Annotated in this window: 27 protein-coding genes and 1 tRNA gene; 24 read left to right on the forward strand and 4 right to left on the reverse strand. The window is 52.4% G+C overall.

What is annotated here, in order from left to right:
• Positions 1-23: 23 nt before the first annotated feature.
• The 11 genes from pfkA to clpX all read left to right on the forward strand — a co-directional run bounded on the left by pfkA (position 24) and on the right by clpX (position 9,917).
• Positions 24-998: a 6-phosphofructokinase gene (pfkA, locus tag NQ490_RS14470; RefSeq protein ID WP_007046434.1), complete on the forward strand. Its 975-nt coding sequence runs from the start codon at positions 24-26 to the stop codon at positions 996-998.
• A gap of 236 nt (positions 999-1,234) precedes the next feature.
• A complete protein-coding gene (rplS, locus tag NQ490_RS14475) occupies positions 1,235-1,576 on the forward strand; it encodes a 50S ribosomal protein L19 (protein ID WP_007046433.1) in 342 nt (113 codons plus the stop codon).
• A 77-nt stretch (positions 1,577-1,653) separates the two neighbouring features.
• The gene (lepB, locus tag NQ490_RS14480; protein ID WP_007046432.1) at positions 1,654-2,190 is read left to right on the forward strand and encodes a signal peptidase I; all 537 of its coding nucleotides are present in this window, start codon (positions 1,654-1,656) and stop codon (positions 2,188-2,190) included.
• Positions 2,187-3,122, forward strand: a complete 936-nt coding sequence (gene ylqF, locus NQ490_RS14485) for a ribosome biogenesis GTPase YlqF (RefSeq protein WP_007046431.1) — start codon at positions 2,187-2,189, stop codon at positions 3,120-3,122. The genes lepB and ylqF overlap by 4 nt, the downstream gene beginning before the upstream one ends.
• A complete protein-coding gene (rnhB, locus tag NQ490_RS14490; protein ID WP_040917573.1) occupies positions 3,091-3,735 on the forward strand; it encodes a ribonuclease HII in 645 nt (214 codons plus the stop codon). Before ylqF ends, rnhB begins: the two co-directional genes overlap by 32 nt.
• Positions 3,725-4,078 (forward strand): YraN family protein, encoded by a 354-nt coding sequence (locus tag NQ490_RS14495; protein WP_007046429.1) that lies wholly within the window; start codon positions 3,725-3,727, stop codon positions 4,076-4,078. The genes rnhB and NQ490_RS14495 overlap by 11 nt, the downstream gene beginning before the upstream one ends.
• A gap of 23 nt (positions 4,079-4,101) precedes the next feature.
• On the forward strand, positions 4,102-5,550 hold the full coding sequence (thrC, locus tag NQ490_RS14500; RefSeq protein WP_007046428.1) for a threonine synthase: 1,449 nt from the start codon (positions 4,102-4,104) through the stop codon (positions 5,548-5,550).
• Between the two features lie 40 nt (positions 5,551-5,590).
• Positions 5,591-6,283: a metallophosphoesterase gene (locus tag NQ490_RS14505; protein WP_007046427.1), complete on the forward strand. Its 693-nt coding sequence runs from the start codon at positions 5,591-5,593 to the stop codon at positions 6,281-6,283.
• 171 nt (positions 6,284-6,454) lie between these two features.
• Positions 6,455-7,837: a trigger factor gene (gene tig / locus NQ490_RS14510; protein WP_007046426.1), complete on the forward strand. Its 1,383-nt coding sequence runs from the start codon at positions 6,455-6,457 to the stop codon at positions 7,835-7,837.
• Between the two features lie 119 nt (positions 7,838-7,956).
• A complete protein-coding gene (locus NQ490_RS14515; RefSeq protein ID WP_007046425.1) occupies positions 7,957-8,547 on the forward strand; it encodes an ATP-dependent Clp protease proteolytic subunit in 591 nt (196 codons plus the stop codon).
• Between the two features lie 14 nt (positions 8,548-8,561).
• Positions 8,562-9,917: an ATP-dependent Clp protease ATP-binding subunit ClpX gene (gene clpX, locus NQ490_RS14520; protein WP_007046424.1), complete on the forward strand. Its 1,356-nt coding sequence runs from the start codon at positions 8,562-8,564 to the stop codon at positions 9,915-9,917.
• A gap of 43 nt (positions 9,918-9,960) precedes the next feature.
• Here clpX and NQ490_RS14525 read toward each other — a convergent pair whose 3' ends face one another.
• A complete protein-coding gene (locus NQ490_RS14525) occupies positions 9,961-10,542 on the reverse strand; it encodes a xanthine phosphoribosyltransferase (protein WP_007046423.1) in 582 nt (193 codons plus the stop codon).
• Between the two features lie 310 nt (positions 10,543-10,852).
• Between NQ490_RS14525 and NQ490_RS14530 the strand changes: the two genes are divergently transcribed.
• The 5 genes from NQ490_RS14530 (at position 10,853) to NQ490_RS14550 (ending at position 15,789) form a co-directional block, all read left to right on the forward strand.
• Positions 10,853-12,100: an ABC transporter substrate-binding protein gene (locus NQ490_RS14530; RefSeq protein WP_007046422.1), complete on the forward strand. Its 1,248-nt coding sequence runs from the start codon at positions 10,853-10,855 to the stop codon at positions 12,098-12,100.
• Between the two features lie 226 nt (positions 12,101-12,326).
• A complete protein-coding gene (locus NQ490_RS14535; RefSeq protein ID WP_007046420.1) occupies positions 12,327-13,220 on the forward strand; it encodes a branched-chain amino acid ABC transporter permease in 894 nt (297 codons plus the stop codon).
• A gap of 10 nt (positions 13,221-13,230) precedes the next feature.
• On the forward strand, positions 13,231-14,307 hold the full coding sequence (locus tag NQ490_RS14540) for a branched-chain amino acid ABC transporter permease (RefSeq protein ID WP_007046419.1): 1,077 nt from the start codon (positions 13,231-13,233) through the stop codon (positions 14,305-14,307).
• Between the two features lies 1 nt (position 14,308).
• Positions 14,309-15,070, forward strand: coding sequence for an ABC transporter ATP-binding protein (locus NQ490_RS14545; protein WP_007046418.1), 762 nt, complete (start codon positions 14,309-14,311; stop codon positions 15,068-15,070).
• Between the two features lie 2 nt (positions 15,071-15,072).
• Complete coding sequence (locus NQ490_RS14550; RefSeq protein ID WP_007046417.1) at positions 15,073-15,789, forward strand: ABC transporter ATP-binding protein; 717 nt, start codon at positions 15,073-15,075, stop codon at positions 15,787-15,789.
• Positions 15,790-15,840: 51 nt separating this feature from the next.
• Here the strand turns inward: NQ490_RS14550 and NQ490_RS14555 are convergent, their stop codons facing one another.
• A complete protein-coding gene (locus NQ490_RS14555; protein ID WP_007046416.1) occupies positions 15,841-16,416 on the reverse strand; it encodes a DUF4364 family protein in 576 nt (191 codons plus the stop codon).
• An 89-nt stretch (positions 16,417-16,505) separates the two neighbouring features.
• Positions 16,506-17,414, reverse strand: coding sequence for a S1 RNA-binding domain-containing protein (locus NQ490_RS14560; protein ID WP_007046415.1), 909 nt, complete (start codon positions 17,412-17,414; stop codon positions 16,506-16,508).
• A 138-nt stretch (positions 17,415-17,552) separates the two neighbouring features.
• Here NQ490_RS14560 and NQ490_RS14565 point away from each other — a divergent pair, with 138 nt between their 5' ends.
• The 6 genes from NQ490_RS14565 to NQ490_RS14590 are packed head-to-tail and all read left to right on the forward strand — an operon-like array spanning position 17,553 to position 22,487.
• Positions 17,553-17,741: a DUF951 domain-containing protein gene (locus NQ490_RS14565; RefSeq protein ID WP_007046414.1), complete on the forward strand. Its 189-nt coding sequence runs from the start codon at positions 17,553-17,555 to the stop codon at positions 17,739-17,741.
• 44 nt (positions 17,742-17,785) lie between these two features.
• The gene (gene prfA / locus NQ490_RS14570) at positions 17,786-18,865 is read left to right on the forward strand and encodes a peptide chain release factor 1 (RefSeq protein WP_007046413.1); all 1,080 of its coding nucleotides are present in this window, start codon (positions 17,786-17,788) and stop codon (positions 18,863-18,865) included.
• A 3-nt stretch (positions 18,866-18,868) separates the two neighbouring features.
• Positions 18,869-19,888, forward strand: coding sequence for an L-threonylcarbamoyladenylate synthase (locus tag NQ490_RS14575; protein WP_007046412.1), 1,020 nt, complete (start codon positions 18,869-18,871; stop codon positions 19,886-19,888).
• Complete coding sequence (gene coaE, locus NQ490_RS14580) at positions 19,885-20,490, forward strand: dephospho-CoA kinase (protein ID WP_007046411.1); 606 nt, start codon at positions 19,885-19,887, stop codon at positions 20,488-20,490. The genes NQ490_RS14575 and coaE overlap by 4 nt, the downstream gene beginning before the upstream one ends.
• The gene (locus NQ490_RS14585) at positions 20,483-21,073 is read left to right on the forward strand and encodes a lytic transglycosylase domain-containing protein (protein WP_007046410.1); all 591 of its coding nucleotides are present in this window, start codon (positions 20,483-20,485) and stop codon (positions 21,071-21,073) included. Before coaE ends, NQ490_RS14585 begins: the two co-directional genes overlap by 8 nt.
• Positions 21,074-21,095: 22 nt before the next feature.
• Positions 21,096-22,487, forward strand: coding sequence for an aminopeptidase (locus NQ490_RS14590; protein ID WP_007046409.1), 1,392 nt, complete (start codon positions 21,096-21,098; stop codon positions 22,485-22,487).
• Between the two features lie 109 nt (positions 22,488-22,596).
• Here the strand turns inward: NQ490_RS14590 and NQ490_RS14595 are convergent.
• Positions 22,597-22,672 (reverse strand) — tRNA-Ala (locus NQ490_RS14595).
• On the opposite strand from NQ490_RS14595, the gene NQ490_RS14600 reads away from it, so the two are divergent.
• Both NQ490_RS14600 and ligA read left to right on the forward strand, forming a co-directional pair.
• Complete coding sequence (locus tag NQ490_RS14600) at positions 22,658-23,470, forward strand: sporulation protein YunB (RefSeq protein WP_187118501.1); 813 nt, start codon at positions 22,658-22,660, stop codon at positions 23,468-23,470. The genes NQ490_RS14595 and NQ490_RS14600 overlap by 15 nt on opposite strands.
• A 58-nt stretch (positions 23,471-23,528) precedes the next feature.
• The gene (ligA, locus tag NQ490_RS14605; protein WP_007046408.1) at positions 23,529-25,514 is read left to right on the forward strand and encodes an NAD-dependent DNA ligase LigA; all 1,986 of its coding nucleotides are present in this window, start codon (positions 23,529-23,531) and stop codon (positions 25,512-25,514) included.
• Positions 25,515-25,542: the final 28 nt, after the last annotated feature.

Here is a 25,542-nt window from a genome sequence, read left to right on the forward strand (position 1 = left end):
TCCCAAACAGGAGGAGCTGCTTTATGGCTAAGGAAATCAAAACAATCGGTGTTCTGACCAGTGGCGGTGACGCGCCCGGTATGAATGCTGCTGTTCGTGCGATTGTTCGTGCGGGTATCAGCAAGGGATACCGTATGATGGGTATTCAGCGCGGTTACAATGGTCTGATCAACGGCGAGTGCTACGAGATGAATGTCCGCAGTGTGTCTGAGATCATTCACCGTGGCGGTACGATTCTGTATACGGCGCGCTGCCTGGAGTTCAAAACGCAGGAAGGTCAGGCCAAGGGTCTGGCTCGTTGCAAGGAGCTTGGCATTGATGCGCTGGTTGTCATCGGCGGTGACGGCTCTTTCATGGGTGCCCGTGCACTGGCCAATCAGGGAATTCCCTGCATTGGTCTGCCCGGCACCATCGATAACGATATTGCCTGCAGCGAGTACACCATCGGCTATGATACGGCAATGAACACTGCTGTGGAAGCTATTGATAAGCTGCGCGACACCACTCAGAGCCACGATCGCTGCAGCGTCGTGGAAGTTATGGGTCATCATGCCGGCTACATCGCCTTGAACGTCGGCATCGCCACCGGAGCACTGGCGGTTCTGCTGCCGGAGATTCCCTTTGATTTTGAGCGCGATATCCTGCAGCGTATGCGTCAGACGCAGGTCACCGGCAAGAAACACTTCATTATTATTGTTTCTGAGGGCGTTGTGGGTGCGCAGGAACTGGCTAACCAGATTCAGGCGGCAACCGGTGTTGATTCCCGTGCTACGGTTCTGGGCCATATCCAGCGCGGCGGCTCTCCGACGGTCCGTGACCGCGTGAATGCTTCCTTGATGGGATATCATGCCATTGATTTGCTGGATAAGGGCATTTACAATCGTGTTGTGGCCGTCTCCGGCGACAAGATTGTGGATTACGATGTCAATGTGGCACTTTCCATGCACAAGACCATCGACCGCGAGATGATCGATATCGCCAATGCGATTTCCATTTGATGGAATGATTTACAGGGCCGTGCGCGTTATGCGTCGGCCCTTTTTTATCGGGAATATGCTGAATTTTTTATCGGATTTTTGTAGAAAAACACTTGCCAAACCTTGAACAGGATGGTATAATACTAAAGCGTTAGTGCTGCCGGGCCACCGGCAGGATAATGACACATCATTAAACAGGCGGTCCTCTGCCGAAGATTCGGGAATGAACGTCGATACAAAATGGAGGAATTCATAACATGGACGCAATCAAGCATTTTACCGAGGGTATGATCAAAGAGAACAAGCCCCAGTTTGAAGTCGGCGACACTGTCCGCGTTTCCGTCCGTATCAAGGAAGGCGACAAGGAACGTATCCAGGCTTTTGAGGGCACCGTCATTGCCAAGAAGCATGGCGGCATTGCGGAGACTTTCACCGTTCGCCGTACCTCTTACGGTGTCGGTGTGGAGCGTGTGTTCCCCGTCAACAGCCCGTTCGTGGAGAAGGTTGAAGTTGTTCGCCGCGGCAAGGTTCGTCGTGCGAAGCTCTTCTACCTGCGTGAGCGCACCGGTAAGGCGGCCAAGGTCAAGGCACGTATCTGAGCATACTGAGAAAAGGGGAGGACGGTTGGCGTTCTCCCTTTTTTCGTATTATTTTTTCGGGAGGTGAACTGGCATCTATGTTGAAAGATCGATTCCGCCGCAATAAAGGGATTCTGGAATGGTATGATGCGCTGGCGGTTGCTGTGGCGGTAATCGCACTGGTTTTTACCTTTGCTGTGCGTATCGTCCAGGTAGACGGCAGTTCCATGAATCCCAGCCTTTACAGCGGAGAACGCCTGCTGATTGCAACTTTCCTGCAGCCGGATTATGGTGACGTTGTGGTTACCGACAGTTATATCCCATACGGAAAGCCTTTGGTCAAGCGGGTAATCGGAAAAGCCGGAGATACCATTGACATTGATTTTCAGACCGGGATTGTGTATCGAAATGGGCAGGCGCTTTCGGAACCCTATACGGCGGAACCCACCTGGACTTACGAAGGCGTGGATTTCCCCATCACGGTGCCGGAAGGATGCCTGTTCATTATGGGAGACAACCGCAACAATTCCAAGGACAGCCGGGACGAGGAAGTCGGCTGTGTGGACACCCGTGATATACTGGGCGTTGCCATATGGCGTTTGCTGCCGTTTGGCGGAATGGAGTCAGCAGAATGAGTCAGAGTGATATTATCAACAGTCGTCAGATTCAGTGGTTCCCGGGGCACATGACCAAAACACTGCGTTTGATGGAAAAGGAAATCCGTAATGTGGACTGTGTATTACAGATCCTTGACGCGCGAATTCCGCTTTCCAGCTTGAATCCTGAAATTGAGCGGATTACGGCAGGCAAACCCCATCTGTATATTTTGAACAAAGCAGATCTGGCAGACCCGGAAATTACCCGACAGTGGCTGGCCTATTTCAAAAGCGCGGGAGCAGGCTGTCTGGCGATGGACTCCAAGCAGAAGGGACGTGCTGCAGCGACCAAAGCGCCGATTGAACACGAGCTCTCTGCATTGATGGAGCGCCGTCGCAACCGCGGTATGATCGGAGCGGCCATCCGTGTGATGGTGGTCGGTATTCCCAATGTGGGGAAATCTACCTTTATCAATTCCTTCGCCGGTACCACACGTGCTAAGGCCGCCAACAAACCGGGCGTTACCCGCGGCAAGCAGTGGATTACTGTGGATAATTTTGATTTGATGGATATGCCCGGTGTGCTGTGGAAGAAGTTTGACTCTCTGGAAACGGCCTCCAACCTGGCTTTTATCGGCTCCATCCGGGACGACATTTTGGATATTGAAGAACTGGCCTGCGGATTGCTTTCCAGCGTTCGGGGCATTTACCCACAGCAGCTACTGGCACGGTATAAACTGGATGCATCTGCGCTGGAACTGCCGCCGTACGAATTGCTGCAGGCCATCGGCGCCAAACGTGGAATGTTGATCTCTGGCGGCGAGGTGGATACAGAACGTGCCGCCAAAATGCTGGTAGGGGAATTCCGTGCCAGCAAATGGGGCCGGCTTTCCTTGGAACGCCCACCACAGCACAATGCCGAAGAGGAGGAGTCCGCTGATGCCGAAGACATCGAAATCGACGAGCAATAGTCCGGCTTTGTATGCCTTTGATGCTGAGCAGTGCGCACGGTTTGGTGTGGTCTGCGGCGTGGATGAGGCAGGGCGCGGCCCCTTGTGCGGCCCAGTCTGCTGTGCGGCGGTCATCCTCGATCCTGATGACCCCATCGAAGGAATCAACGATTCCAAAAAGCTGAGCGAAAAACGGCGGGAAGCGCTGTTTGAGGAAATTACCCAGCGGGCGGTTGCCTATCAAATCGTTTTTATTTCTCCGCAGGAGATTGACGAAAGAAATATCCTGTGGGCAACAATGGACGGAATGTCTCAGGCTGTAGCCGGGTTGAATCCCCAGCCGGAGTATGTCCTGATTGATGGAAACCGCTGCCCGCCGGACTTGTCTCACCCGGCAAAGGCCGTTGTCAAAGGGGATGCTACCAGTGCCAGCATTGCGGCTGCGTCCATTCTGGCAAAGGTCAGCCGGGACCGGTATATGAAGGAACTGGACCAGCAATTTCCGCAGTATCAACTGGCTAAGCATAAAGGCTATCCTACCAAACTTCATTACGAACTTATCGCACAGTATGGCATTCAGCCATTTTACCGTCGCAGCTTTTTGAAAAAGCAGGGATACTGGCATGAGCCGTAACATAGGCCAAAAAGGTGAGGCCATTGCGGCCCAATATTATCGGCAGCGCGGCTATCTCGTACTGGGCCATAACTACCGCACCCGGATGGGAGAAATTGATCTGATCCTGTACAAAGAAGATCTGATCGTTTTTGCGGAAGTCAAGACCCGTACAGGACGTATGCTGGCGACGCCTGCTGAAGCAGTGGACCTGCACAAACAACAGCGGCTGCGTCTGGCTGCCGAACGGTATCTGCAAAACAGTCCCTTCTCAGAAGCAAACGTTCGGTTTGATGTGGTGGAGGTGACACCTGCCGCCAAGGGCTGGCAGGTGCATTGTATTATGGATGCGTTCCAAGTGTAAACAGATAGAAAGGGTGTAATCATATGCAGTATCAGAGTACCAGAGATTCCCGGCTTCGTGTCTCCGCTTCGGAAGCAATCGTGCGCGGGCTCGCGCCGCAAAGTGGCCTTTTTGTACCGGAAACCTTCCCGCAGGCGTATCTGAATGCGTGGAAACATCTTTCTTACCCGGAACTGGCGCAGAAAGTGCTGGCGGGATACCTGACAGATTATCGAGCAGAGTTCTTGAAACAGGCAACGGAAAGCACCTACGGTGCAGCCTTTGGCGGCAATGCCGGGCGAACTGTATGCGTTCGCGACGGGGTGTATGCACTCGAATTGTGGCATGGCCCCACCTGTGCATTCAAGGATTATGCCCTTCAGCTGATGCCTAAGTTGCTGGTGGAGGCAAAACACAACCTGGGACGCAAAGAAACCACCCGGATTCTTGTGGCAACTTCCGGCGATACCGGTAAAGCTGCTTTGGCTGGTTACGCCGGACTGGACGGTATTGAAATTTCGGTGTTCTATCCCAATGCCGGTACTAGTGAAATTCAGCGCTTGCAGATGGTGACCCAGCGTGGTGAAAACGTGCAGGTGTACGCTGTGGAGGGTAACTTTGACGATGCCCAGACGGGTGTAAAACGCGTCTTTGCCGACGCCTCGGTGGCGGAAGAACTGGAAAAACGCGACATCCGGCTCTCCAGCGCGAACTCCATCAACTGGGGCCGCCTGGTGCCTCAGATTGTCTACTATTTCTATGCCTATTTCCGCTTGGCAGAACAAAGTGTCATTGACTGGGGGGCTCCGGTAGACTTTTGCGTGCCCACTGGTAACTTCGGCGATATTCTGGCAGGATATTATGCCAAACAGATGGGCCTGCCGGTAGGCAAGCTTATCTGTGCTTCCAACAAGAATAATGTCCTGACAGATTTTATTCGTACAGGAACCTATGACGCCCGCCGTACTTTCTACAAGACCACATCGCCTTCGATGGACATCCTGATCTCCTCCAATCTGGAGCGTTTGCTGTATCATGTCAGCGGCAGCAGCGAGAAGGTTGCGGGCTGGATGCAAGAACTGGCACAAACCGGCCGCTATACAGTGGACCCGGATACACTGGCCAGAATTCAGGAAACCTTCTCGGCGGGGTTCGCGGGGGATGAAGAGAGTGCGGCAGAAATCCGTGCACGTTTTGAGTTGGATCATTATCTTTGCGATACCCATACAGCGGTAGCGTTCCGTGTGGCAGAGACCTGCCGCAGTGGGGCGCCCATGGTTGTACTCTCTACGGCCAGTCCCTTCAAATTCCCGCGGGATGTCCTGTCGGCTTTGGGAATCACGGCCCCTGCCAGTGATTTTGACGCTATGGCAGTACTCACAGAGGCCACGGGGCAGAAAGCGCCCAAGAGCCTGCAGGAACTGAACAGTCTGCCCGTTCGTTTCACGGAGGTAATTGCGCCGGACGAAATCCGCGCGGCAGCACTGCGCTGAATGCTGCTTTGCAGGAAACATTAAGAACAGAAGGAGCTGTATGGCAGTATTTGTAATAGGGGACCTGCACCTGTCGTTGGGTACCAATAAGCCGATGGATGTTTTTCCGGGATGGGACGGATATCTGCCTAAACTGGAAACCAACTGGCGCACGTTGATCCGGCCGGAAGATACAGTGCTGCTGGCGGGGGACACAAGCTGGGCCATGAATTTGCAGGATACCCGTGCGGATTTTGCTTTCTTGCAGGGATTGCCCGGGCAGAAATGGCTGCTGAAAGGAAACCATGATTATTGGTGGACCACAACCCGCAAGATGGAAAATTTTCTGCAGACAAATGGCTTTGATTCTTTGCATATCCTGCATAACAACGCCTGTCTTATCGGGCAGACGGCGCTCTGTGGAACGCGTGGGTGGCCGTTTGATGATGCAGCGGCACAAGGGGAAAAACTGATGGCCCGTGAAGCCGGCCGGCTGCGCATGTCCTTGCAGGCGGCGGGGGAGGCTTCCCGTAGAATTGCGTTTCTGCATTATCCGCCGGTTTATCCGGGGGCTTCGGCAAAAGAATTGATTGCTGTGCTGCAAGAGTTTGGCGTAACAGAATGCTATTATGGACATCTGCATGGGAAATCTATTCGTTTCGCAGTGCAGGGGGATGTGGATGGAATTCGTTATCGCTTGATTTCAGCAGATGGTCTGGGATTTTGCCCTTACAAACTGGATGAAATCGGTTGAGAAAGTCCAGAAAATGAGCAAAATGTTATTTTTCCATGTGTGATAGCCGGCAAAAGCCCGGAAAAGTAAGATGAATTGTGACTTTTTTGCAAATAGGGCTGGTATTCTGCGTGGGAACATGCTATAATTACTTGTATTTTTATGTACATTTATTTTTGGAGGAATTTATAAATGAAGCTGATTTCCTGTGAAAAGCTCGAAAAGAGCATGGTCGAACTGCAGTTCTCCATCGACGCGGAGACCTTCAAATCCGCTGTCGCTGCCGCTTTCAAGCGTGAGAGCAAGAAGTATACCGTTCCCGGTTTCCGCAAGGGCCATGCCCCTCGTGCGATGATCGAAAAGATGTACGGCAAAGACCTGTTCCAGTATGACGCCATCAACGATCTGTTCCCTGAGAACTACGAAGCCGCCGTTAAAGAGGCCGGCATCGAGGTCGTGGGAGGCCCCGCTCCGGAGGTCGTTTCCATGTCGGAGGACGAAGGCGCTGTTCTGAAGGTCAAGGTTGCCGTCAAGCCGGAAGTGGAACTGGGCGAGTACGTTGGTTTAACCGTGACCAAAGATGTCAAGACTGTGGATGAGGCCGATGTTGACGCTGAGATCAAGCGTATGCAGGACCGTAATGGCCGTCTGCTGACCCGTGAAGGCGAGGCTCAGAACGGCGACACCGCTACTATCGACTTTGAGGGCTTTGTGGACGGCAAGGCTTTCGAGGGTGGTAAGGCAGAGCATTATGCTCTGGTGCTGGGCAGCGGTTCCTTCATTCCCGGCTTCGAGGAGCAGGTTGTGGGCCACAAGGCTGGCGACGAGTTCGATGTGAACGTCAAGTTCCCCGAGGAGTACCAGGCTGAGGAACTGGCCGGCAAGGATGCCACCTTCAAGATCAAGCTGCACGAAGTCCAGTACAAGGAACTGCCGGAACTGGATGACGATTTCGCCAAGGACGTCAGCGAGTACGATACGCTGGACGAACTGAAGGACTCCATCCGCAAAGGCATTGCCGCCAACCACGAGAAACAGGCCGAGCAGAAGATGGAAAACGACCTGATCGATCAGGTCGTCAACGGCATGAAGGCGGATATTCCCGATGCTATGATCGAGGGACGCATGGATGAGCTGGTCCAGGACTTCCAGTACCGCATCTCTCAGCAGGGCCTCAAGCTCGAGCAGTACCTGCAGTATATGGGTATGAACAAGGACCAGTTCAAGGAGCAGTTCCGCGAGCAGGCCGAGAAGCAGGTTAAGATGCGTCTGGCGATGGAGGCCATCGTTGCCAAGGAAAACATCGAGGCCACCGAGGAAGAGTTCGAAGAGGAAGTTAAGCGCATTGCCGACGCCTACCAGATGGAAGCCGACAAGGTCAAGAGCCTGGTGAATGCAGAGGCTGTCAAGAAGGATCTGGCTGTCAACAAGGCGATTGATTTCGTCAAGGAAAAAGCTAACGTTGTGACCGGCGAAGCAGAAAAGAAGCCCGCCAAGAAGACCACCCGCAAGACCACCAAGAAGGCGGAAAAGAAAGAGGAAGAACCTCAGAGCGAGGAAACCAAGGGCGAGTAATTTTGTCTTGGTAATCCCCCGGGAAGTATGATAAACAGGGCCGATACGGTGTGCATCTGCTGCCGTATCGGTTCCTTTATCCGCCTCAATCCGATTTTTTCAATAAGGAGGGAACCCCTATGAGCCTTGTACCCTATGTTATCGAACAGACTGCGCGCGGTGAGCGCAGCTACGATATTTTTTCCCGTTTGCTCAATGACCGTATCATTGTGCTGAGCGAAGATGTCAATTCCACTTCGGCCAGCGTGGTGGTAGCGCAGCTGCTCTATCTGGAAGGGCAGGACCCGGAGAAGGACATCTACTTCTACATCAACAGCCCGGGTGGCTCCATTTCGGACGGCATGGCCATTCACGATACGATGAACTACATCAAATGTGATGTTTCTACCATCTGCATCGGCATGGCGGCCTCTATGGGCTCTTTCCTGCTGGCTAGCGGCACAAAGGGCAAGCGTTTCGCGCTGCCCAATTCCGAGATTCTGATCCATCAGCCGCTTATCAGCGGCGGTGGAATCTCCGGCCAGGCAACCGATATTCAGATTCACGCCAACCATATCATTCACATCCGGGAGCGCATGAACCAGCTGTACAGTCAGTATACCGGCCAGGCTCTGGAAACCATCCAGCGCGATACTGAACGTGATAACTATATGACGGCACAGCAGGCCAAGGAATACGGCCTGATCGATGATATCCTCTATAAACACTGATTCGGGGGAACAACATGGCAAACACAACGTCCGGGAAGGACGGAAAAGGACGCGAGCTGATCTGCAGTTTTTGCGGTCGCTCTCAAAATGAAGTGGAACAGCTTCTGATCGGTCCGGGGGTGAACATCTGCAAGGACTGCATCGACATGTGCTATCGTGCTTTGTATAAGGATGATGAGCGTCCAATGCCGCCGCGCGCCGGTGCCAATCGCCGCCCCGGTGCGGCACGCAATCCGGGACAGACGCGGTATGATGCCAACCCGTTGGAGAGCGTCAACATTTTGACGCCGGCTGAAATCAAGGCGGGCCTGGATCAGTATGTCATCGGCCAGGATGCCGCCAAAAAAGTACTGGCAGTTTCGGTCTACAATCACTATAAACGGATTCTTTCCGGTCAGGAAAGCAGCGTAGAATTGCAGAAATCCAACGTTTTGATGCTGGGACCTTCCGGTACCGGCAAAACGTTGCTGGCACAGACGCTGGCGAAAATGCTCAATGTACCTTTCGCCATCGCGGATGCGACCACTCTGACCGAAGCCGGCTACGTGGGTGAGGATGTGGAGAACATCCTGTTGAAACTGATCCAGGCAGCGGATTTTGATATTCCTAAAGCGGAGATCGGTATCATCTACATTGATGAGATCGACAAAATCACCCGCAAGAGCGAAAATCCCTCCATTACCCGGGATGTGGGCGGCGAAGGCGTTCAGCAGGCGCTTCTGAAAATTGTGGAAGGCACGGTCAGTAATGTGCCTCCCAATGGAGGCCGTAAGCATCCCCAGCAGGAATTCATTCAGATCAACACCAAAAATATTCTGTTCATCTGCGGCGGTGCATTTGACGGTCTGGAAAAGCTGATTCAGAAACGTACTGATAATGCTTCCATGGGATTCGGCAGCCAGCTGCGCACCACACTGGATAAGGATGAAACCCGCCAGAAGCTGCTCAAGAAGGTGGAACCGGATGACTTGGTCCGTTTTGGTCTGATTCCCGAACTCATCGGCCGTCTGCCGGTGGTGACAGTTCTGGATCCGCTGGATGAGGATGCATTGGTTCGCGTTCTTACGGAACCCAAAAACAGCATTGTGCGGCAGTACAAAGAGTTGCTGCATCTGGACAATGCGGAACTGGTCTTTACGGATGCAGCCCTTCACGCCATTGCCAAAAAGACCGTGGAGCGCAAGAGCGGTGCACGTGGTTTGCGCAGTGTGGTAGAGGATCTATTGATCCCCATTATGTATGACATCCCGTCGGATGCGTCTATCACTAAAGTGACGATCGATGCAGATACCGTCGAAGGCGGCGAACCGCATATCGAGCATGGCATGATGCGTCCGCGCTACAAGAACATTGCGCTGCAGCAGCAATAATCAACAAAAAAGGCAACTCCCGGCAGGGAGTTGCCTTTTTCTATCAATCTTCTTGCTCGCGGAAGGTGAGGCCGGTATCGCTCATCTCGCTGACGATGGCGAGACTGGCCAGCTTGTAACCTGCCGCCCGCAGTTCATCACCGCCAGGCTGGAAGCCCTTCTCGATGCAGATGCCGATGCCGCCGACGGTACAGCCGGATTGCTTGCAGATATCCAGAAGCCCTTTCATTGCTTTGCCGTTGGCAAGAAAATCGTCGAGAATCAGTACTTTATCGCTGGGAGTAAGAAATTTTTTCGCCAGCGTTATGTCATAGTCACGGCCATAGGTATAGGAGTGCACCTTGGAGGTGTAGACATCGCCGTCAATATTCTTGCTTTTTGCCTTTTTTGCAAAGACGACCGGAACATTGAAATGGCGGGCCGTCATGCAGGCAATGGCGATGCCGGAAGCCTCGATGGTCAGAATCTTATTAATGCCATCGTCCTTAAAAATGCGGTGAAATTCCACACCGATCTGGTCCAAAAGCTCTACATCCAACTGGTGATTCAGAAAACAGTCTACCTTCAACACATTGCCGGGACGGACCTGCCCCTCTTGCAGAATACGCTGTTCAAGAAGTTTCATCTGCGAATTTGCCCCTTTCACGGATCATAGTTGTTCGATGATTCCATTATGGCAAATTCCGACGTGTTTTGCAAGTTTTTTACAATAAATGACTGGATTTTTTTGTCAAGTTGGCAGATTGATAACATTTTGTAACTAAATTTTATGCAAATTGGACACAAAATAAAAGAATTTACTTTCCAACACTGTAGAATTGGAACATTGCGCTTTTAATCGTAAAAGTCTATAATTCTTTTATACTACAGCACAGGGGTGTGCGGCCCGCCGCAAGGCAAAATGTGCTGTAAGATTTTAGGAGGGTTAGAATACCATGAAAAAACTCGTTAGTTCTGTTCTGGCGGCTTCTATGGTGCTGAGCCTGGCTGCTTGCGGTTCTACTGCGACCACGTCCGAGAGCAGCGCTTCTTCTTCTGAAGCCACCGCTTCTGCCTCTGCGGCTACTGGTGAGTCCGCCGGCTCCGGCAGCTATACCGGTACCCCGATCAAGATCGGCGGCATCGGCCCCATTACCGGTGCGGCCGCTGTATACGGCAACGCCGTTAAGAATGCTGAAGAGCTGGCCGTGAAAGAAATCAATGCTGCCAACGGCAGCGATGTCTTCGAGTGGCAGTTCGAGGACGACGAGAACGACGCCGAAAAGAGTGTTAATGCTTACAACACTCTGAAGGACTGGGGCATGCAGATTCTGGCTGGCCCTGTTACCACCACGCCTTCCGTCGCTGTTGCCGCTGAGACCGTTAACGACAACATGTTTATGCTGACTCCGTCTGCTTCTTCTCTGTCGGTCATCCTCAACGATGCTAACGACGAGAGCACGGCGCGCGGCAACGTCTTCCAGGTCTGCTTCACCGACCCCAACCAGGGTGTTGCTTCCGCCGACTACATCGCCGACAATGGTCTGCCTACCAAGATCGGTGTGATTTACGATTCTTCTGACGCTTATTCTTCCGGCATCTATGACAAGTTCAAGGCAGAGGCTGAGACCAAGGGCCTTGAGATTGTTGCGGCCGAGGCTTTTACGGCTGACAACAAGTCTGACCTTTCTACCCAGCTGGCCAAGTGCCAGGAGGCCGGTGCTGAACTGGTCTTCCTGCCCATCTATTATCAGGAAGCTTCTCAGATCCTGATCGCTGCTGACAAGATCGGTTATGAGCCCGAGTTCTTCGGCTGCGATGGCATGGATGGTATTCTTTCCATTGAAGGCTTCGACACCTCTCTGGCCGAGGGCCTGATGCTTTTGACCCCGTTCGCTGCAGATGCTCAGGATGAGAAAACCCAGGCTTTCGTTTCCGCTTATGAAGCTGCCTACGGTGAGACCCCGAACCAGTTCGCTGCGGATGCTTACGACGTTATCTACTCTATCTATCAGGCGGTCCTGGCCGGCGGTATCAACGGCGATATGGACGCCAGCGAGATCTGTGACGCTCTCAAGACTCAGTTTACCAGCATGACCTTTGATGGCCTGACTGGTACTGGTATGACTTGGGATGCTACGGGTGCGATCTCCAAGAACCCCAAGGCTGTTGTGATCAAAGACGGCGCTTACGCTGCAATGTGAGAAGCCTGACGCGGTTGTAAACTGAATTCCGTTGCCAATGGAGCTGCCGGACAAAGGGTTCGGCAGCTCTTTTTGGTATCACAGGCTGCAAAAACAGCAGAATGCACAGATATGCGGGCGAAAAAACCATTGTTTTGCCGGTTTAATTGTGCTACTATATACTATATTTCTGTACGTGTGCGGTTTTGTAAACGTCAGAAAGAGATAGAGTGAGGTGTTTTACGCAATGCAGTTTTTGTCCTACCTGATCAACGGTATCAGCCTGGGCAGCGTCTACGCGCTGATTGCCCTCGGCTATACTATGGTCTACGGCATTGCCAAAATGTTGAACTTCGCCCACGGCGATGTCATCATGATCGGCAGTTACGTGGTCTTTTTTACCTTTGGAACCTCGGGTATGAACCCGATTCTTTCCATTTTGCTGTCCATGGTCGTCTGCACGGTGCTGGGCGTTGTGATTGAACGCGTGGCGTATCGTCCGCTGCGGGAAGCTCCTTCGCTTGCCGTTCTGATCACAGCTATCGGCGTGAGCTATCTGCTGCAGCAGGTAGCGCAGCTGACCTGGTCTTCCAGTCCCAAAAGCTTCATCTCGGTCATTTCCGGGATTCCTTTCCTGCAGCCCATCAGCCTGTTTGACGGTCAGCTTACCATCTCGGCTGAAACCATTGTGACCATCGTGGTCTGTATTGTGATTATGGCTGTCCTGATCTGGTTCGTGAACAATACGTCTGCCGGTCACGCTATGCTGGCTGTGTCGGAAGACCGCGGTGCCGCTCAGTTGATGGGTGTCAACGTTAATGCTACCATTTCGCTGACTTTTGCCATCGGCTCCGCACTGGCAGCAGTGGCTGGTGCACTGCTTTGCTCTTCTTATCCCACGCTGCAGCCCACGACAGGCGCTATGCCTGGCATCAAAGCTTTTGTGGCGGCAGTCTTTGGCGGCATCGGCTCTATCCCTGGTGCTTTCCTGGGGGGCATCCTGCTGGGTGTGATCGAAAACCTGAGCAAAGCATATATCTCCACGCAGTTGTCGGATGCCATCGTTTTTCTGGTCCTGATCGTCGTGCTGATTGTCAAGCCGACCGGTCTGCTGGGCAAGAAAGTCAATGTGAAAGTTTGAGGTGGCAGCGATGAATTTGAAAACAATGAAACGCTCCACAAAGAGCAACCTGATCACCTTTGGTATTGTGATCGCTTTTTACATTGTTGTGCAGGCGCTCTCGGCGGCAGGCCTTTTGAGCAATTCCTTCTCCGGCCAGCTCGTGCCGATCTGTGCTTACGTTATTATGGCGGTTTCGCTGAACCTGACTGTGGGCATTCTGGGTGAACTCAGCCTCGGTCATGCGGGCTTTATGAGTGTCGGTGCTTTTTCAGGTACCCTTGTGTGGGTCAGTATCAATTCTTCGATGCCTCAGCCCCTGGCGCTGCTGCTTTCTTTCGTAGTGGGCGGCCTTGTGGCCGGCATCTTCGGATTCCTCGTAGGTGTTCCGGTATTGCGCCTTTCCGGTGACTACCTTGCTATTGTAACGCTTGCGTTCGGCGAAATTATCAAGAATGTAATGAACGCCTGCTACCTTGGGGTAGATGCCAATGGTCTGCATTTTTCTCTGAAAGATGCAAGCTCTCTGAACATGGAGGACGGCAAGGTTTTGATTAACGGTGCACAGGGTATTACCGGCATCACCAAGGCTTCCAGCTTCACCATTGGTATTGTTTTGGTCATTCTGACGCTGCTGGTGATTCTGAACCTTGTGAACTCCCGCGCTGGGCGTGCGATTACTTCTATCCGCGACAATGAGATTGCAGCCCGCTCCGTAGGCATTCCCATCACCAAATATAAGCTGATGGCTTTTGTCACCTCCGCTGTCTTTGCAGGTATTGCAGGTGTTCTGTATTCCTTGAACTACTCTTCTCTGGTTGCCAAAAAGTTTGATTACAACACCTCGATCCTGATTCTGGTTTTTGTGGTGCTGGGCGGCATTGGTAATCTGCGCGGTTCTGTTATTGCGGCGGCCATCCTGACCGTTCTGCCGGAAATGCTGCGCAGCATGAATGACTACCGTATGCTGATTTATGCGATTGTTTTGATCGTCGTGATGATCTTCAACCAGAGCCCTCAGATGATCGCACTGCGTGAAAAGCTGACGGCACGTTTCCGCAAGGATCACGAAGCCGGCAAGGCAAAACAGAAGAAGGGGGTGGCGTAACATGGCTCTGCTGGAAGTCAGTAACCTGGGCATTGCGTTTGGTGGCCTGCAGGCCGTGGCGCAGTTGGACCTTTCGATCGAGAAGGGACACCTCTACGGTTTGATTGGCCCTAACGGTGCTGGCAAGACCACTGTATTCAACATGCTGACCGGCGTATATAAGCCCACCGAGGGGAACATCGTGCTGGACGGCAAAGATATCACAGGTCAAAATCCCGAGCACATCAGCCGTGCCGGTGTGGCCCGTACGTTCCAGAATATCCGGCTTTTCAATGAAATGACAGTGCTGGATAACGTTAAGGTCGGCCTTCATAACCAGATCAAGTACAATATGTGGACGGGAATTTTCCGGCTGCCTGCTTTCAAGGAGAAGGAGCATGAAATGAACCGGGAGGCTCATAAACTTCTGAAAATTTTCGATCTGGATGGAGAAGCCAATCTGAAAGCCAATCAGCTTCCGTACGGCAAACAGCGCAAGCTGGAGATTGCCCGTGCACTGGCCACTAATCCGAAACTGTTGCTTTTGGATGAACCTGCCGCTGGTATGAACCCCAACGAGACAGAGGAACTGATGCAGACGGTTCGCAGTGTCCGGGATCAGTTTGGTATCGCCATTCTGTTGATTGAACATGATATGAACTTTGTTATGGGCATCTGCGAGGAGATCACTGTGCTGGATTACGGCCGTGTGATCGCCCGCGGTGACGGCAAGGCTATCCGCAACAACCCCAAAGTTATTGCGGCTTATCTGGGAGGTGATTGACGATGGGGGAGATGCTTTCTGTCAAGAACATCAATGTTTTCTACGGTTCCATCCACGCCATCCGGGATGTTTCCTTCCATGTCAATGAGGGAGAAATCGTTACTCTGATCGGTGCCAACGGCGCTGGTAAAACGACAACGATGCATGCGATTTCCGGGCTGCTCAAATTGCAGAGCGGTGAAATTGACTATTGCGGACAAACCATCAGTAAGATGGAAGCCCATAAGATCATTCGCTTGGGGCTGGCACAGGTGCCGGAAGGACGTCGCGTCTTCAGCGGTCTGACGGTGCAGCAAAACCTGCAGATGGGCGCCTATGTGCGCCGTGACGGTAAGGAGGCCATCCAGAATGACTTTGATATGGTCTTCGAACTGCTACCGCGTTTGAAAGAGCGCCGCAACCAGCCGGCCGGCACGTTGTCCGGCGGTGAGCAGCAGATGCTGGCCATGGGCCGCGCGCTGATGTGCAAGCCAAAGATGCTGCTGTTGGACGAACCCTCCATGGGCTTGTCTCCGCTGTTGGTCAAGGAAATCTTCAAGATCATCCGCGAAGTCAACCGTAACGGTGTAACGGTGCTGCTGGTGGAACAGAATGCGAAGATGGCTCTGGAGATTGCCAACCGTGCGTACGTGCTGGAGACCGGTACCATCAAGATGGAAGGCGAAGCCACCGAGCTTGCCAACAACATTGAGGTACGTAAAGCCTATCTGGGCTGCTGAAATTGCATCAATAAAAGCCCCCGCTTGCTCAGCAAGCGGGGGTTTTTGATGTTACAGCAACGCAACGGGAGGACGATCTTCCTCGGTGCTGGGCTGAGTGAGCATATCCATGACCTTGGAGTAAATCTCGCTGCCATGCGCAGTGAAGTTATTCTTGATGGTCTCGGCCGTCAGCTTATCCGGCATAGCCAGTTGCAGACGGAACACATCGCTTCCTAAATCGCCAATGGCGCACCATACCGTATACGAACCATCTTTTTCCTCCACATGGGCGCGGTTCATAGCAGCCTTATGACGCCAGCTTTGAATCTGCATGACAGCACGGATGGCGCTTTCCCGTACAGTGCGCGGCAGATCCAAGGCCAGGGTATCCGCTACTGTGGACCCCTTTTCGGTGATGGAATACCGACCGTCTTCCTCTTTGGTGACCAGCTGCTGTTTCTCTACGTCTGCCAAAGCGTCGGCAAATTCAAAATAATTCACCAGCTGTTCCTGAAGCAAAGCGCCCTGCAGCGTATCGCGTGTCAGCGAGCCTGCCGTCTTGACCAGATAACACAACAGGATACGGATCTGCGTGTCATCTGTAAGGCCGCCGGGCTTTACACCTGCTGTAAATGCTTCTGCCATGCTATCACGTCCTCGCCAATCTTATCTTTCTTTTTTATTATACACATCGATCTGCACAGTGGCAAGAGACGACAATAAAAAAGTGCCCTTCAGAAAATAGTTTCAATCTGCTTGCGGCTTTGCGGTGTGGAGTAGGTCCATTTTTTCAGCCGGCCGCGTGTTACAAAATAATGCGGTTCAAAACGCAGCGGCTGCGAAAGATTTTTGTTGACTACGACCAGCTTGATCTTCATCTTATCGGGCAGAATGTTTTTGATATACACGCTGACGGCCTGCCCGGGATGCAGAGAAGAGTCGGCTTCCGCCAGACCAGCCAGATTGGGGGCTATCTCGATAAAGACACCGTAGTCCTCCACACTGCGAACAATCCCCACAACAGTTTCACCAGCGGCAAAGCAGGCAGCGTTTTCACTCCAAGTGCCCAGCAATTCCCGCAATGTCAGGACAATCCGGCCCTGGAGATCACGATTTTTGATGGCGCATAAAAGCTGCTGCCCAACCTGCACTCGATCGTTGGGGGAGGAAATGCGGGACACCGAGAGGCAATCGATGGGCAACAGAGCGGAAATACCACAGCCGATGTCACAGAAGGCTCCGAAATTTTCAATGTGAGTTACGGTACAGGGAATGACGCTGCCAGGCTCCAATGTATCGAGATACTCCCGCCGACATTGGCGCTGTGCTGCTGCGCGAGAGAGAAGATACACTTCCTCACCGTTTTCTTCCGCCGCGGTGCCAGTGATGATGAAACAGGTAGGACGGCCCACCCGGGTCAACACGGCAATGTCTTTGATTTCCTCGCCAGGGCCGACGGCGAGACACTCTTCGTGAGGCATATAACCGCGATGCCCACAGATCTCAAAACGCAGGCGATGTTCATTGTCATAGGCAAGGGCGGTGCTTTGCAGAATTTCGCCTGTTGCAATGCAGTGGTTCAGTTCCTCTTTGCTCAGATGATTGGCGTTTCGACAAAGACCTTCGGCACGATATTCCAACATTTTTGTTTCCTCGTTTCTTGTGATTTCCGCTTTTGCGTTGCCAGAAGCGGTTGCTAAACTTTTATGCGGATGATTTGCAAAACAATACTGGCTGTACTATAATAAGAGAGCAAATTTGCGGGAAAGGCGGTGCGCCGTATGGACGTACGGGTCGGAGATGTGATTCAGACCAAAAAACCACATCCCTGCGGTGCAAATCGGTTTGATGTACTGCGGGTTGGCATGGATTTCAAAATCCGATGCCAGGGGTGCGGACATGAAATTATGTTGCCGCGCGCCAAGATTGAGCGCAATATCAAAAAGATTCTGCGAGAAAATGGCCAGTAGCAGCACACAAAGCTGTGAAAGTTTTGTGTGGAAAGGAACTGTGTATGACCGAATTTCTGCAACTGCATGAAGTAGAACGCCGGTATGAAGAACTGGCCTATCGTATGTCGGCACCGGATGCTGCTGCACAGCCGGATGTGTATGCACGTATGATGAAAGACTACAAAGAGCTGACCCCCCTAGTCGAAGAATATCGCCGGTATACATCTTTGCAGCAGCAACAGACGGAAACCAATGAGCTGGTGCAGCAGGAGACAGATCCGGCGTTCAAAGCTATGGTACAGCAGGAACTTTGCGAAATTGCCCGGAATCTGGCGCAGAGCGAAGAGAACCTGCGCCTTTTGCTGCTTCCCAAGGATGCCGATGACGAGAAAAATGTGATTCTGGAAATCCGAGCGGGCGCCGGCGGGGAAGAGGCAGCGCTCTTTGCCCACAGCCTGTGGCGGATGTATACCATGTATGCGTCCAAACGAGGCTGGTCCTGCCAAACGATCAGTGCCAATGAGACGGAACTTGGCGGCGTAAAAGAAGTGGTATTTTCGGTGGAAGGCGCCGACGTGTACAGCCGTTTGAAATTCGAAAGCGGCGTCCATCGCGTACAGCGGGTACCGGAAACCGAAACACAAGGCCGCATTCACACCTCAACAGTTACAGTGGCTGTGATGCCAGAGGCGGAAGAGGTTGAGCTGGAATTGGATCCTAAAGATCTGCGGATTGACACGTTCCGTTCCTCCGGCGCGGGTGGCCAGCATATCAACAAGACCTCTTCTGCTATCCGGGTCACACATCTGCCGACCGGGATGGTTGTAGAGTGCCAGGATCAACGCAGTCAGCGCGAAAATAAGGAGCGCGCGCTTACGGTTCTGCGCAGTCGACTTCTGCAGCAAAAACAGCAGGCCTACGATGAGGCCTATAATGAAAAACGACAGAGTCAGGTGGGAACAGGAGACAGAAGCGAAAAAATCCGTACCTACAATTTCCCGCAGGACCGTGTCACGGATCATCGGATTGGTTTGACGCTTCGAAATTTGCAGGGGGTCCTGGACGGAGATCTGGACCGCGTGCTGGAACCGCTGATTTTGGCGGACCGGGAAGAAAAACTGAAACAGCATAGCGAGGAATAAAAGATGAAAACACAGGTTTTGCCTGTATCAGGAGAAAGCATTGCCTTGGCGGCCGAACTGTTGCGGCAGGGCGAACTGGTAGCACTGCCGACGGAAACTGTTTACGGCATCGCCGCCGATGCCCGCAACGGCGATGCTGTGCGAAAAATTTTCGAGGCGAAAGGACGACCGCAGGACAACCCACTGATTGTACATATCTGTGGTATGGATATGCTGCAGGGGATTGTTTCTGAAGTGCCGGAACGCGCTCTCAAACTGGCAGCGGCCTTTTGGCCGGGGCCTCTGACGATGGTAATGCCCCGCGGGGCAGAAGTCAGTGAAGTGACCTGCGCCGGACTGGACACGGTCGGTGTTCGTATGCCGTCGCACCCGGTAGTACAGGCAGTCATCAAAGCAAGCGGTGTTGCTTTTGCTGCGCCCTCCGCCAATCTTTCCGGGAAACCAAGCCCGACCAATGCGCAGGATACACTGGCCGATATGCATGGCCGTCTGCCTTTGATTTTAGACGGAGGGGAAAGTGCCGTAGGCGTGGAATCTACCGTTGTATCAGTGACGGGGGAGCATCCCATTTTGCTGCGGCCGGGCTATATCACCAAGGAACAGATGGAAGCAGTCCTGGGTGAGGAAGTCCAGGTCAGTCCGGCTATACTGGAAAAGCTCAAAGAGGGGGAGGTGGCCCGTTCCCCTGGCATGAAATACAAGCATTATGCGCCGAAGGCACAGGTTACCATTCTGCGGGGCAATTTCGAAGCGTACTGCCGGTATGTTGCAGAGCATGCAGCCCCGGGCGTTTGGGCGCTTTGTTTTGACGGTGAGGGCGCACAGCTTCCGGTTCCCTCTATCGAATACGGGCGCAATCATGACGGGGCTACACAGGCACATCACCTTTTTACTGCACTGCGGGATCTGGACCGTCATGGGGCACAGGTGGTTTACGCCCGCTGTCCTGAGCAGGATGGCATTTCAATGGCGGTATATAATCGTTTGATCCGTGCGGCGGCTTTCCGGGTGGTGACATTGTGAAAATTATCGGAATCACTGGACGTTCCGGCTGCGGCAAATCCAGTGCGACAAATTTCTTGGTGGAGCAGGGATATCCTTGTATTGATGCAGATCAAATTGCACGGGAGGTTTTGCTGCCGGGCTCGGTCTGTCTGGTACAACTGCAATCTTATTTTGGACAGGACATCCTGGAGCCGGACGGCACATTGAACCGCCATCTCCTGGCAGATCGCGCCTTTGCCACACCGGAAGGAACGCAAAGGCTGACGGCTGTCACGCAACCGGAAATCTTGCGCCGCATTGAAGATCGCCTTGCTCAGTCGCAAAAGGCAGGGGCAGATTTGGTCTTTGTCGACGGTGCGGTGATCGTGGGAACGCCTTTTGAGGCGCGCTGCGATGCCTTGATCCTGATTACGGCACCTTACGAAACCAGTGTACTGCGCATCTGTGCCCGGGACGGGATCACGGCAGAAATGGCGAGGCGACGTCTGGATGCCCAAACGTCCTTGGAAACACTGCGGGCTGCAGCGACTGTTGAAATTGTAAATGATGGAACACCAATGCAGCTGAAAGATAAAGTTAAGGCGTATCTGACGTCCTTGAGAAAGGAGGACCATGGCTAAAAAAAATATCATCCATAAGATTGTCAAAAAATGTTTGGCCGTTCTGCTGATGCTGGCATTGGCCGGAGCGGTTCTGTTTGCCTTTTTCCAGGATAAAATCAACCGCTGGGAATACCCCATCCAATATGCGGAATACGTTACCTATTACGCCGACAAATATGATATCGACCCGTTGATGTTGTATGCCTTTATCCGTACCGAGAGCAATTTTGATCCGATGGCGGATTCTGATGCAGGTGCGCGGGGACTGATGCAGATCACCGAAGTGACATTCGACTGGATCAAGTCAAAAATTGCACCCACCGAGGATCTGACCTTTGAGGATTTGTACGATCCCGAAACGAACATACGGTTTGGCAGTTATTTCGTAAGTTATTGCTTATTGCGATACCAGGATGATCTGGCTACGGCGGCAGCGGCTTATCACAGTGGTTGGGGAACCGTAGATGATCTGCTGGCGCAGACGCAATATTCTGCGGATGGAAAAACGCTGGATCATTATCCCTATCCCCAGATGCGGCTGTATGTTAAAAAAATCACCAGTAGCTATCAGCGATATCAGGAAATTTATACTGCATCGTGATGCATGAAAGGAATGTTCAATAATGCAAACTACCGAAGAACTGAAGAAACTGTTGTACAAAAATGAAACGGTTGCCGATATGGCACCGGATGTCTTGCAGGCAGCACAAGATTTCTGCGAGGGGTATAAGACTTTTTTGGACAACGGCAAGACAGAGCGTGAAGCAACGGCGTACAGTGAAAAGCTGCTGATGGAAGCAGGTTACAAGCCCTTTGTGCCTGGTCAGAAACTGGAAGCAGGTGCCAAAGTATATACGATCAACCGCAGCAAATGCGTGCTGGCGGCGACAATTGGTACCAAACCGTTGAACGAGGGTTTCCATCTTAATATCGCACACATCGATTCTCCCCGGCTGGATCTGCGTCCTGTGCCGGTGTTTGAAAAGAATGGTCTGGGCTATCTGCGTACCCACTATTACGGCGGTGTACGCAAATATCAGTGGCCGACGATGCCTTTGGCCCTGCATGGTGTGATCTATCGTGCGGACGGCAGCAAGGTGGAAATCTGCATTGGCGAAAAAGAGGATGATCCGGTCTTCTGCATTACCGATCTGTTGCCCCATCTGAGTGCCAAGCAGAACGCCAAACCGTTGAGCGAGGGAATCTCAGCGGAGGACTTGAATGTCCTGATTGCCTCTCAGCCGATTGCTGATAAAGAGGCCGAGCAGCGCGTCAAACTGAACGTGCTGGGAATGCTTCATGAAGCATTCGGAATTACTGAACGCGACTTTACTCGTGCTGAAATTGAAGTCGTACCGGCCCACAAAGCGCGGGACATCGGTTTGGACCGTGCTATGATCGGTGCTTATGGTCACGATGACCGTGTGGATGCCTATCCGGCGCTGATGGCAGAAATTGGCGTGGAGAAACCGGCCTACACCACGGTGTGTGTGCTGACAGATAAGGAAGAAACCGGTTCGGACGGAGTAACCGGTCTGCACAGTATGTATACCTTCCATTTCCTGCAGCAGCTTTGCGAGACGCAGGAGGCCGATTATATCACAGCTTGCAAGGCCGGAAAATGCCTGTCAGCAGATGTCACGGCGGCTTTTGATCCGACTTTCGCCGATGCTTTTGAGCCTGATAACGCTACTTATGCTGGCAATGGTGTGGCAATCTATAAATATACCGGTTCTCGTGGTAAGTCCGGCACCAGTGACGCATCGGCGGAACTGGTCAGCTATCTGACCGGCTTGTTGGATCGCAACAGTGTGGTATGGCAGATCGGCGAAATGGGTAAGTTGGATCTGGGCGGCGGTGGAACGGTCGCAAAGTTCGTCGCCAATCAGGATATCGATACCATCGATATCGGCGTTCCGGTTCTTTCCATGCATTCTCCGTTCGAGGTGGTTTCCAAAGCCGATGTGTATATGGCGTATCTGACTTTCAAGGCATTTTGCGAGGATGCAGAATAAATCATTCTGAATGGTTTTATATCAATAAGTTAAAAAGAGGGATGCATCTGCATCCCTCTTTTTGCGCTGTAGACAAAAGAAAAAAGCGGACTGATAATCAGTCCGCTTCTGGTGGAGATGAGGGGGATCGAACCCCTTACCTCCTGCATGCCATGCAGGCGCTCTCCCAGGTGAGCTACACCCCCATACGTTGTCGGGAACATTTCCTGACGACGTTTGCTATTATAGCAAACGAAATCCAAAATGTCAACATCTTTTTTCACTTTTCGGCAGGATTCTGCAGGGACAATTTCAATGTGCCTGGCATAGAATGGCGGGTATGGCGGAAGAAAGAGGGTGAGGAAAGTATGCGTCGAAGGTTACCAATGCAAAAACGACGTTATAATTTTGTGATTTGGCTGAAATGGGGCGCGATTGCAGTGGTTATCACAGTACTGCTTTTTAACGCTTATATCGACACGGAAGTTCGCCCCACACTGATGAAGTTGGCTGAATACCAAGCACGAGAACTGACGCTGCAGGCGATTCATGAAGCGGTCAGTCAGACGACGGAAAAAGCGGGGGAGGCATATACGAAACTTTACACGGAATCCGATATTGGTGTGCAGATGAATATGGAGGCCGCCAACCGAATCCGCAGTGCGTTGGTGCAATCGGTTCAGACACAGATGCAACGTTTGCCGGAGCAGCAGTACACTATTCCTTTCGGCAGTCTGACCGGCAATTCTCTGCTCAATGGACACGGTCCAGGCTGGAAGGTGACCCTTCGCCCGGAAGGATACATTGAGGCGCAGTGGCAAGAGAAAACTGAGTCTCTTTCCATCAATACGACGCGTTACAGCGCGATAATTGTGCTGAGCGTGACAATCAATATGATTCTGGATGGCCGAACTGAAACACTTACGGTAACGGATTTTGTACCGATGGTCAGCATGTTGTTGTGCGGCGAAACCCCTTCTGTATATGCGGCGGCTCTGGATTGAAGTGGCAGGGGAAACTGTGGTATAATAACCGCATCTGGAATTGGGAGTGAAAGTGTAAATGGAACGGGAACAGGCACAGAAACGGGCAGAAGAACTGCGCGCAGTAATTGAAAAAAACAATCGATTATATTATGACCAAGATGCCCCCGAACTGGAGGATTTTGAATATGATGCGCTGACACGGGAATTGAAAGCAATTGAGACCGAATTCCCGGACCTGGTCACCCCAGAGTCCCCGACACAGCACGTGGGCGGCACGGCCAGCAGTAAATTTACCAAAGTGACACATGCAGTCAAGATGGAAAGCCTTCAGGATGCCTTTTCACTGGAAGAGCTGCGGGACTTTGATTCTCGAGTTCGGGAGGCCGGCATCAAGCCTGAATATGTTGTGGAAGCTAAAATTGACGGCCTGTCTGTCAGCTTGGAATACCGGAATGGTCGTCTCGTGCGGGGATCTACACGTGGCGACGGTATGGTGGGAGAGGATGTAACGGAAAACCTGGCGACGATCCGGGATATTCCGTTACAGCTTGAAAATGCACCGGCATTTTTGGAAGTGCGTGGAGAAGTTTATATGCCACATGCTGCTTTCTTCAAATTAAAAGAGCAGCAGGAATTGGAAGATAAAACACCGTTTAAAAATCCACGCAATGCAGCGGCAGGCTCTCTGCGTCAGAAAAATGCAAAGATTACCGCGGAGCGAGGACTTTCCATCTTTGTCTTTAACCTGCAGCAGTGTGAGGGACGCAGTTTTGCCACACACCATGAAACGCTGGATTATATCAAATCCTTGGGATTTCCGGTCTCGCCACGCTACAGTGTCTTTTCCAGTATCGAGGACGCGATCCGGGAAATTCAGACAATCGGCGAACTGCGCGGCACACTGGAATTTGACATCGACGGGGCGGTAATCAAGGTCAACGACCTGGCGGCCCGCCGGGTTCTGGGAAGTACCAACAAATTTCCACGCTGGGCAATTGCTTTCAAGTATCCGCCTGAAGTCAAGGAGAGTGTTGTGCGGGATATCGAGGTAACGGTTGGTCGCACCGGTGTGCTGACGCCTACAGCGGTGTTTGACCCCGTATTCTTGGCCGGGACCAGTGTCTCTCGGGCCAGTCTTCATAATGGGGATATCATCAGCAGTCTGGGAGTGGGAATCGGAGATACGATCCAGGTGCGCAAGGCGGGGGATATCATCCCGGAAGTGATTGCGGTATCGGCGCACGGACCGGACAGCAAGCCGTTTATGATGCCCACCGTTTGCCCGAGCTGCGGTGCACCTGTAGTACATCTGCAGGATGAGACGGCATTGCGCTGTGTCAACCCGGAATGTCCCGCGCAAAGTCTGCGCAATCTGATCCACTTTGCTTCCCGTGATGCTATGGCGATTGATGGTCTGGGGGAGGCGGTAGCTATTCAGCTGACCGAGAAAAATCTGGTGCACACAGTGGCGGACCTTTATTCACTGAATGAGGAGCAATTACTGACCCTGGATAAATTCAAAAAGAAAAGTGCACAGAATCTGTTGACGGCAATCGAACATTCCAAAACCAACAACCTGGATAAGCTCCTGTTTGGTTTGGGCATCCGTAACATTGGAGATAAGGCGGCCGCCTTGCTGGCCGAGCATTTTGGCAGTATGGAAGCCATTCGCAGTGCCGGTGTGGAACAGATGTGCGAAGTCGACGGCTTTGGTGCCGTGATGGCACAGAGTGTGCGGGAGTTTTTTGATAAAGAAGGAACCAGTGATCTGCTGGCTCGTCTGGAAAAGGCCGGTGTGAATATGCAATGGACCGGGACACCGAAGGGAACGGCACTGGCAGGCAAGACATTGGTGGTGACCGGAACGTTGCCTACACTGTCCCGCCAGGAGGCGGAGGCGTTGATTGTCCAGAATGGCGGCAAGGCATCGGGATCTGTTTCCAAGAAGACAAGCTATGTGGTTGCCGGAACGGCGGCCGGATCCAAACTGACCAAAGCGCAGGCGCTGGGAATCCCGGTAATTGATGAGGCGGGACTCTATGCACTGATTCAAAATACCTGAACGGAAAAAGCACCCTCCCAGAGGGTGC

This window comes from Subdoligranulum variabile (assembly GCF_025152575.1).
Classification (GTDB): Bacteria; Bacillota; Clostridia; order Oscillospirales; family Ruminococcaceae; genus Gemmiger; species Gemmiger variabilis.

Coding starts and splice junctions, on each gene's coding strand:
- pfkA (WP_007046434.1), top strand. CDS start 24: ATGGCTAAGGAAATCAAAACAATCGGTGTTCTGACCAGTGGCGGTGAC.
- rplS (WP_007046433.1), top strand. CDS start 1,235: ATGGACGCAATCAAGCATTTTACCGAGGGTATGATCAAAGAGAACAAG.
- lepB (WP_007046432.1), top strand. CDS start 1,654: ATGTTGAAAGATCGATTCCGCCGCAATAAAGGGATTCTGGAATGGTAT.
- ylqF (WP_007046431.1), top strand. CDS start 2,187: ATGAGTCAGAGTGATATTATCAACAGTCGTCAGATTCAGTGGTTCCCG.
- rnhB (WP_040917573.1), top strand. CDS start 3,091: ATGCCGAAGACATCGAAATCGACGAGCAATAGTCCGGCTTTGTATGCC.
- NQ490_RS14495 (WP_007046429.1), top strand. CDS start 3,725: ATGAGCCGTAACATAGGCCAAAAAGGTGAGGCCATTGCGGCCCAATAT.
- thrC (WP_007046428.1), top strand. CDS start 4,102: ATGCAGTATCAGAGTACCAGAGATTCCCGGCTTCGTGTCTCCGCTTCG.
- NQ490_RS14505 (WP_007046427.1), top strand. CDS start 5,591: ATGGCAGTATTTGTAATAGGGGACCTGCACCTGTCGTTGGGTACCAAT.
- tig (WP_007046426.1), top strand. CDS start 6,455: ATGAAGCTGATTTCCTGTGAAAAGCTCGAAAAGAGCATGGTCGAACTG.
- NQ490_RS14515 (WP_007046425.1), top strand. CDS start 7,957: ATGAGCCTTGTACCCTATGTTATCGAACAGACTGCGCGCGGTGAGCGC.
- clpX (WP_007046424.1), top strand. CDS start 8,562: ATGGCAAACACAACGTCCGGGAAGGACGGAAAAGGACGCGAGCTGATC.
- NQ490_RS14525 (WP_007046423.1), bottom strand. CDS start 10,542: ATGAAACTTCTTGAACAGCGTATTCTGCAAGAGGGGCAGGTCCGTCCC.
- NQ490_RS14530 (WP_007046422.1), top strand. CDS start 10,853: ATGAAAAAACTCGTTAGTTCTGTTCTGGCGGCTTCTATGGTGCTGAGC.
- NQ490_RS14535 (WP_007046420.1), top strand. CDS start 12,327: ATGCAGTTTTTGTCCTACCTGATCAACGGTATCAGCCTGGGCAGCGTC.
- NQ490_RS14540 (WP_007046419.1), top strand. CDS start 13,231: ATGAATTTGAAAACAATGAAACGCTCCACAAAGAGCAACCTGATCACC.
- NQ490_RS14545 (WP_007046418.1), top strand. CDS start 14,309: ATGGCTCTGCTGGAAGTCAGTAACCTGGGCATTGCGTTTGGTGGCCTG.
- NQ490_RS14550 (WP_007046417.1), top strand. CDS start 15,073: ATGGGGGAGATGCTTTCTGTCAAGAACATCAATGTTTTCTACGGTTCC.
- NQ490_RS14555 (WP_007046416.1), bottom strand. CDS start 16,416: ATGGCAGAAGCATTTACAGCAGGTGTAAAGCCCGGCGGCCTTACAGAT.
- NQ490_RS14560 (WP_007046415.1), bottom strand. CDS start 17,414: ATGTTGGAATATCGTGCCGAAGGTCTTTGTCGAAACGCCAATCATCTG.
- NQ490_RS14565 (WP_007046414.1), top strand. CDS start 17,553: ATGGACGTACGGGTCGGAGATGTGATTCAGACCAAAAAACCACATCCC.
- prfA (WP_007046413.1), top strand. CDS start 17,786: ATGACCGAATTTCTGCAACTGCATGAAGTAGAACGCCGGTATGAAGAA.
- NQ490_RS14575 (WP_007046412.1), top strand. CDS start 18,869: ATGAAAACACAGGTTTTGCCTGTATCAGGAGAAAGCATTGCCTTGGCG.
- NQ490_RS14585 (WP_007046410.1), top strand. CDS start 20,483: ATGGCTAAAAAAAATATCATCCATAAGATTGTCAAAAAATGTTTGGCC.
- NQ490_RS14590 (WP_007046409.1), top strand. CDS start 21,096: ATGCAAACTACCGAAGAACTGAAGAAACTGTTGTACAAAAATGAAACG.
- ligA (WP_007046408.1), top strand. CDS start 23,529: ATGGAACGGGAACAGGCACAGAAACGGGCAGAAGAACTGCGCGCAGTA.